Origin of the sequence: Commensalibacter intestini A911 (assembly GCF_000231445.1) — a bacterium.
In the GTDB taxonomy this organism is placed as follows: Bacteria; Pseudomonadota; Alphaproteobacteria; order Acetobacterales; family Acetobacteraceae; genus Commensalibacter; species Commensalibacter intestini.
In genome coordinates, this window is sequence record NZ_AGFR01000009.1 from 452,049 (window position 1) to 459,781 (window position 7,733).

7 protein-coding genes are annotated in these 7,733 nt (G+C 36.4%); 2 read left to right on the forward strand and 5 right to left on the reverse strand.

The window, feature by feature from the left end:
- Positions 1-7: 7 nt before the first annotated feature.
- The gene (locus CIN_RS09230; RefSeq protein ID WP_008854821.1) at positions 8-886 is read right to left on the reverse strand and encodes a metallophosphoesterase family protein; all 879 of its coding nucleotides are present in this window, start codon (positions 884-886) and stop codon (positions 8-10) included.
- A gap of 187 nt (positions 887-1,073) precedes the next feature.
- Here CIN_RS09230 and CIN_RS09235 point away from each other — a divergent pair, with 187 nt between their 5' ends.
- Complete coding sequence (locus CIN_RS09235; RefSeq protein ID WP_040364253.1) at positions 1,074-2,048, forward strand: diacylglycerol/lipid kinase family protein; 975 nt, start codon at positions 1,074-1,076, stop codon at positions 2,046-2,048.
- A gap of 9 nt (positions 2,049-2,057) precedes the next feature.
- Positions 2,058-2,990: a hypothetical protein gene (locus tag CIN_RS09240; protein ID WP_008854823.1), complete on the forward strand. Its 933-nt coding sequence runs from the start codon at positions 2,058-2,060 to the stop codon at positions 2,988-2,990.
- Here the strand turns inward: CIN_RS09240 and spt are convergent, their stop codons facing one another.
- From spt to CIN_RS09260, 4 genes are all read right to left on the reverse strand, one after another.
- Complete coding sequence (gene spt, locus CIN_RS09245) at positions 2,991-4,196, reverse strand: serine palmitoyltransferase (protein ID WP_008854824.1); 1,206 nt, start codon at positions 4,194-4,196, stop codon at positions 2,991-2,993.
- Between the two features lie 14 nt (positions 4,197-4,210).
- On the reverse strand, positions 4,211-4,453 hold the full coding sequence (locus tag CIN_RS09250) for an acyl carrier protein (protein ID WP_008854825.1): 243 nt from the start codon (positions 4,451-4,453) through the stop codon (positions 4,211-4,213).
- A gap of 149 nt (positions 4,454-4,602) precedes the next feature.
- The gene (locus CIN_RS09255) at positions 4,603-6,336 is read right to left on the reverse strand and encodes a fatty acyl-AMP ligase (RefSeq protein WP_008854826.1); all 1,734 of its coding nucleotides are present in this window, start codon (positions 6,334-6,336) and stop codon (positions 4,603-4,605) included.
- A gap of 49 nt (positions 6,337-6,385) precedes the next feature.
- Positions 6,386-7,513, reverse strand: a complete 1,128-nt coding sequence (locus CIN_RS09260; RefSeq protein ID WP_008854827.1) for a hypothetical protein — start codon at positions 7,511-7,513, stop codon at positions 6,386-6,388.
- Positions 7,514-7,733 lie beyond the last annotated feature (220 nt).

Genomic DNA, 7,733 nt, shown 5'->3' on the forward strand with positions numbered 1-7,733 from the left:
ACTAGAGTTAATGGTTTAGATAAAATGCAGCTTTTTCGATAAATTGTTGGTTTTTATCCAAAGACCTGACTGAAAAATTAACCTGAAGATGATGATCTTGTGGTTCTATACTAATTTTACGCCATGCTGCCTGACGTTGAGGGCGCACAGCGTTAGAGGATGCAGATGAAATTCCAAGCATTGGTATATTTGTATTTGGAAATTTTTTGGTAATTGTTTTGTGGATATGACCATATAGGATCATTTCAACACCCACTTCATCAAAAATTTCTTTTAATTGCTTTCTATTTCTCAGAGCTTTTCTTTCATGCATCATTGTTGAAACAGGAGGATGATGCAACATTACAATTCGAAAGAGTTTTTCTTCTTTAGCTTTTCGCAGAGCTTCTTTAACACGTTCTAATTGATCTGGGTCAATATATCCACTTGCAAAAAATGGTGCGGTTGGCACTGAAGTTGAGATTCCAATAATAGCAGTCGTATCAGTTTTTGTAATTGTTGGATAATCATCTTTACCATATGCTTTTGTCCAAGATGTCCAATAAGCATGTGTATCATGCCATTGCGTTTGGACTAAACAATCATGATTTCCTGGGACAATACGAATTTTTTGAAAAGGGAGTTGATGTAACCATTCTGCGGCTTGCTTAAATTCTTCTGGTAAGGCAAGATTGGTAAGGTCGCCAGAAATAAGGACAAGATCAGGGTTATGTGCATGAATATCTTGAATAACAAGATCTAAGTTCTTTTTTTGCAACCCAAAGCGACGTCTTTTCCATGACAAAAAGCTCAAAAAACGTTTATTACAAAGGGATAGCTTTGAAAATTGAATAGTTTCTAGAGGTAAATGAAGGTCAGAAATATGAGCAATCGTTAAGCGTTTCAACAGTAACTATCCTTTAGTTAATGATCTTTCGTACATGATAATATATAAGTTTGCTATAATATAGTTGATTTTTTTTTTGATTGTTTCATAAAAGACAAGAGAAGTATATATAACATTTGTATATAAATGTTTTATTACGACTCTTCTTGATGAAAAACAAGTTTATATAGAATTTTGGAATCTGTTTGTGACACAAAATATTGCTTTGATTAAGAACCCAACCAGTCGGTTAAATAAAAATGAGGATACAAGTTTTTCACAATTTGCCTCTAATTGGTTGGGAAACCGTTACTGTGTCCCCAATTCACTTGAGCATCTAAATGAGATGGTGGTTCATTGCGCATCAGAAAATGTAGAATGTATTATTGTTGATGGTGGTGATGGAACGATTAGTCAGGTTATGACAAGTATTTACCGTGCTTATCCTACGGATAAAATGCCTAGTTTAGTTATTTTACCTTCCGGGAATACAAATCTGATTGCAAAAGACATTGGTTTTGGTGTGCGTGGATTGCAAGCGTTGCAGCGGGTAAAGATTTTATCTGAAAGACATCGTTTAATGGGGGCAGTACAACATCGTCATGCGCTTAAAATTGAGTGGTCAGATACTTCTAGGCAAGCAGTCTTAGGAATGTTTTCTGGAACTGCTGCTTTTACAAGAGCGATTAATATTGCCCACGACCCAACGATTTTGAAAAATTTTGCCCATGATTGGGCGGTTGGTATCACGATTCTGTTCGCGTTACTGAAGCTGTTATCTCCACAAACACGTGATGTGTGGTTAAAAGGAGAGGCTTGTCATATTCAATATGATCAACAAGGTGTAATGAGTGAAAATAGTTTTTTATTTTTAGCGACAACGCTTCAGAATTTATCTAATGGGATGTGGCCATTTTGGGGGGGGGAGCATGATGACCAAAGACTGCATTATTTAAATGTCAAACCTTATCCATCAAAATTGATTTATGCATGTTGGGCATTATTACGTGGTAAAGCACCACAATGGCTAAGAGATAATACTTCCTATCAAAGCGGTATTGCTAAACGAATTGAGATGAAGATACAACAAGAGGTGATTCTGGATGGAGAGCGTTTTGATACAGGTGAAGATCATCGAGTTTACTTCTCTGTTGGCCCAGAATTTTCTTTTGTTCGATTATAGTTGTTGCTGATGTCACTTGCTACGCTTTTACAGTCTTCTTTGCAAACAGAAGCCGTTCCTCAAAACGTTTTTCGTTTTATAGAGTTTATTTTAAAAGGAAGGCGTCCTATAGGGGTCATTTATTACGGATCAACTTTATGGAAACAAGATCTGACAGGATTGTTAGATTTTTACATTGTTTGTGAGGATTTATCAGATTGGTATGAGGGGAAAGTAAGTAGTTTGCTAGCGAATCAAATGCTTCCTCCAAATATTGAATATTATGAATATACCGAACAAGACGTTTCTTTAAGGGCTAAGGTTGCCATTTTATCTTTAAGTCAGTTGAGAGAAGCTACAGGATTACAATCTATTGATACCACGATGTGGGCGCGTTTTTGCCAGCCTATTAAAATTATGTGGAGTAGAGATGTAGATGCTCGTCGGGATCTATTCCGTTGTTTAATAAGGGCTGTTGCTACAGCTTCTTGGTGGGCAGCGTACCTTGGTCCAAAAGAAGGGACTTCTGAGGAATTTTGGTGTAATTTATTTACCCAGACTTATGGTGCAGAGCTAAGGGTAGAAACAAAAAATCGCCCGATGTCTATTTTAGAGAATAGAGAAATTTACTTTAATCAGTTGTTAAAAGCTGGATGGTTTGGATTAGGTATTTCTTTTTCTGAGACGTGTTATAATCAGTTTTTTCTAGAAATTTCTGATACAGAGCGAGAACAAGCGTTATGCAAATGGAATGTTCGGAAGAGATTAGGACGACCGTTGAATATTGCTAGACTCGTAAAAGCAGCATTTACTTTTAAAGGAGGTGCTGAATATTTAGCTTGGAAGATTAAGCGTCACCAAGGGATAGAGTTGAATTTAACATCATTCCAAAAACGACACCCCTTAGTGAGTGCACCCTGGATTTTAATAAAATTATATCGCCAGGGTGTTTTTAAACGTTAATTATTTATTGTTTAAAGTTAGTCCAACATCCTGTGCTGCTTGGATATAAATCTGCACAAGCTTATCAATTTGGTCTGTTGTATGTGCTGCAGCAATACTTGCACGGAGTAATGGACGGTTATCCGGTGTTGCTGGGGGTAAGCTTAGGTTAATATAAGCGCCTAACTCTAGAACACGATTCCAAAAACGTGCTGCTTGTGGAACATCATCAAGGATAATAGAAATAACAGAACTAATATCTGGCCCTGTTAAGAAACCTGCTTGACGTAAAGCATGATAAAAACGTGACGCATTATCATGGAGTTGATGTCTAAGTTCTGGATGGTTTTTAATGATTTCTAAATTAGCTTTTGTTGCGGCAATTACTTCTGGTGGCAAAGATGCTGTAAACATATAAGGTCTTGTGCAAAGGCGTAATAAATCCATTTGAGGATGATCAGAAACGCAATACCCGCCAACAGTGCCTAAGCTTTTTGAGAATGTACCAACAGTAAAATCGATGTCTGTCTCTACGCCATCACGTTCTGCAATACCTCGGCCATGTTCCCCGAAAATCCCAAAAGAATGTGCTTCATCAATCATAAGACAAGCTTTTTCTTCTTTTTTAACTTGGGTAAATTCTTTAAGTGGGATTACATCCCCAAACATTGAATAAACACCTTCAACAACGATGAGTTTATTTCCAGGAATATCCCCAAGGCGACGTAAACGTTTCCTGAGGTCATCAGCATCATTATGACGGAAACGAATAATTTGAGCTTGGCTCATTCGGCTACCATCATAGATACTGGCATGACAATCAGCGTCTAAGAAAAGATAATCATCTTTACCTGCGAGTGTAGAAACCATTCCCAACGTTGCTTGATATCCAGTAGAGAATACCATGCAAGAACGGCGATTGAAGAATTTAGCTAAATCATGTTCTAACTCTTGATGTAAAGAGTAGGTACCATTTGCGATTCTTGAACCAGTGGTGCCAACACCATATTTTAATGCAGCTTCAGAAGCAGCATGACGTGCTGCATCAGATTGGCTAAGACCTAGATAGTTATTTGTTCCAAATAACAATGTTTCTTGGCCATTAATAATACCAACAGTGGCAGAAAGTAATTTTTCAATTGTTGTGCCAAAGGGATTATGTTTGCAAACAGCAGAAAGCTGTTCAAAAGCGGTATCAAGCGTTTTAAATTTGGTAAAGATATCCATAAGAATCAATCTTTTTATTTTAAAGAAACAATAGCTTCAGCAAGATCTTGAATCGTGCGTACGTCTGTTAAACGATCTAAAGGAACAGAAACATCTAATTTGTCTTCAATTTCCATCACAAAATTCATAACAGCCAATGAATCGAATTCTAAATCTTCGATAATTTTACTATCAGCGGAAATATTACGTGGAACTTTTGGGTTTTCTAGCAGTGTTTCTATAATTGTTTTAGAAACGCTTTCAATCGTTTCAGTCATATTGGCATACCTTCTTAAATTAGATTTTATTAATATTGGCTGATTATTGTTTGAGTTACAATCAGCCTTTTTGATTAAAAGGTTAAATTAGGATATTCTAATTAACGGTTAAGCTCAAGATTTCTATTAAAGAAGAGGCTTGTATAAGCTTATGTGTTAATATTAAATTCACCATCTAATAGCATTTTTCGTGCCTTCGCACGAGTGAGTTTTCCTGATGATGTTTGTGGTAAGCTGTGAGGTGGAACTAAAATAACGGATACTTCAACACCGTGTTGGCGGCGAAATAAGTTGGTCATTTCTTCTTGCAAATTTTTACGTTCTACCGGATCGATGAAACGACATTGAACTAATGCAACGATCGACTCGTGCTTATCAGCATCGACAGAGAATACAGCGACATCACGACTTCTGAGCGCATTAAAACTATGTTCCGCGGCCCACTCGAGATCTTGAGGCCAAATATTACGACCGTTAATGATGATTAAATCTTTTTCACGACCAGTAATGACAATTTCATTATCTAATATATAGCCAAGATCACCAGTTCTTAACCAGCCATCTGCACTAATTGTTCGTTTTGTTTCTTCTTCTTGATGGAAATATTCTTTCATCAAGCTAGGACCTTTTACAAAAATACTGCCTACATGACGCTCAGGAAGTGATTTGCCATTTTCGTCACGTACTTCCATTTTATGAGCAGGGAGAATAGGGCCACATAAAGTAAATGTTCTGGTTGTGATCTTAGGATCGTTGCAAGGTTTTGCAATTCCATTGGTTTCGAGAACATTTAAATCAACAGTATCAGTCTTAACGCCTGTATCTAAAGGTGCAAAAGTTAATGCTAATGTTGCTTCAGCCATACCATAACTTGCAACAAATGCTTTTGGACTAAATCCATATACAGCATATTGTTCTGCAAACTGATCAAGAATATGAGAACGAATCATATCTCCACCAATACCTGCAGCTCTCCATGAGGAAAGATCAAGTTCTAATGTAGAGGAAGGTGTGCGGCGAGCACAGAGTTCAAAACCAAAAGATGGGCTGTAAGATAAAGTGCCCTTGTTTCGACTGATAATATCTAACCATACATGAGGTCTTCTTGCAAAATCTCTTGTGGGTAATAGGTCAAGACTTAATTGGCATGTCAATGGTGTAATGAAAAAACCAACCAATCCCATATCATGATATAAAGGTAGCCAAGAAACACAGCGATCCCCTGTTTCTTTAACCGCTAATCCGTATTTAGAAATGGCATGTACATTGGCTAAGCATGCTTTTTGTGTGACAGCAATTCCCATTGGGAAACGGGTGCTTCCAGATGAAAACTGTAAATAAGAAAGGTCGTCACTATTGATCGTTGGGAGCTCAATTGTTTGATCTGCTTGGATATCCATTAATTCAGCAGGGCTACCTCCAAATTTTAAAGAAAAACCTTCAATAATTTCTGGAGTCCAACTTTGAATTGTTTGTGCTGTGATTACCGCGCTTGCAGAAGAATTAGTAATCATCCCGCGTAATGTGTCTATGTAAGCTGACTTTCCGGCAAACGCGACGGGCAAAGGCATTGGTGCAGGAACTAAGCCTGCATATTGGCAACCAAAAAAAATTCTGCTGAAATCACTATCGCTTTCTGCGATTATCGCAACGCGATCCCCTTTTTTAAGTCCAAGAGTTAGCAATTTTTTAGCAGTATCTTTGGCTTGATCTTTTAATAAAGAATAAGGAAGCGATTCTAGAAGAACCCCTTTGGCTGAATAAAAATTAATACCGGACTGACCTTGTGCAGCATAATCAAGAGCCTCAGCAAGAGACGTAAAGTCACCGAAACGTCTTTTCAAACCTGAATCAGTCGGGGTAGGATAATTTGTTATTTCCACAATTAAAATTCCACCAAGTTTCTATAAGCAATCATTGTAGTTTACTATCTTATGTTCTTTTAAGATAATTAACAATTGCTTTTGCCCCAATATGTGCGGTAGGGCTGTTTAATGTTCCAAATGTATTGCGTATATAACTTTTTTGTAATTGAATAAAGTTTTTTTGTAATTTAAACGCTTCATCAATTACTTTTATAATATGGTGAGGCGAGGATACAACCTGTCCGAGCCTCCAAGATATATAGTTTTTATCGTTTTTCCAATGAACACGATGTGCATTTAAAAAGACACAAGGTCTTGGTTTGACTAGGAATTCAGATGATTGACTACTGACATCTCCCAAATATAGATGTGCTGCGAGCGTATATGTCATATCTACGCTGTGCTCACTGCCTAAATCAATTAATATATTATGATATTGTTGATAGACTTGAAATGCTTTTATATCTTTAGGAGAAGGAGGGTAAAATAATCTAAAGTGTGGGGCAAAAATTAAGTTATATTGATCTTGTCGAGAAAACTGCTCTAAAATTTGTAGTCCGAATTTATGCCAAGATGAGAAACAACGCTTAAAATGAGGGTTATACAAGATGATTGGTTTATTGTTTGTAAACAAAATAGGCTGCTTATTCTGCTGCAGTTTATGGATGATATCGAATTTTGCATATATACCTGTTTGATAATGTCCAGGACGAATAGATTTTTGTTTTAATAATCGATACTCAATTTTTTTGCCAGCCGTTAAAATAAAATCAAATTTTCGCACATCTCTAGAAAAGCCGATAGCTCTATCGCCAGCACCGTGACGTGTCCAAATTAGCTTTGGATTTTGAACACCAAATTTTTTTAATAAGAGTGTTGTTCTTTCAGGAACAATAATCGCAGAGAACTGATTAAAGAAAGATCGGTTTAAATATAATGCTAATACTTTTAGAGGGGCATTCGTTCCGTGTTGTATAATATAGTTATATATAATGAGTGGGAGAGGGAGTATATGATATTTTATATTTGTATTCGGATATAAAGCGACTATAGATTTAATATAAGTCAGGTGTTTTTCTGTAATACAGGCAATATGAACTTGGATATTTGGATAGTCTTGCGCAATAGCAATAGCTATTGGTAACGAATGTAACGTTTGATGGGGCTGTGCTATATATGAAAAGAGAACATGCATTTATAAGGTATGACTTTATATAGTTATATATAGAGTGAGTATCATTTAGAGTTTATAAAGTATAATTATTTAAATGGTGAGTAAAATCGTTATTAGGGTTATTTTCCTCGACTCTTAGGACTCGCTCTTCCTCATTTCATTTGCTCCCAGTTTCCCTAACATATTGATATATTTGTATTTATAAAAATTATGAAGATTTTATGATATTTTTTATAGAAAG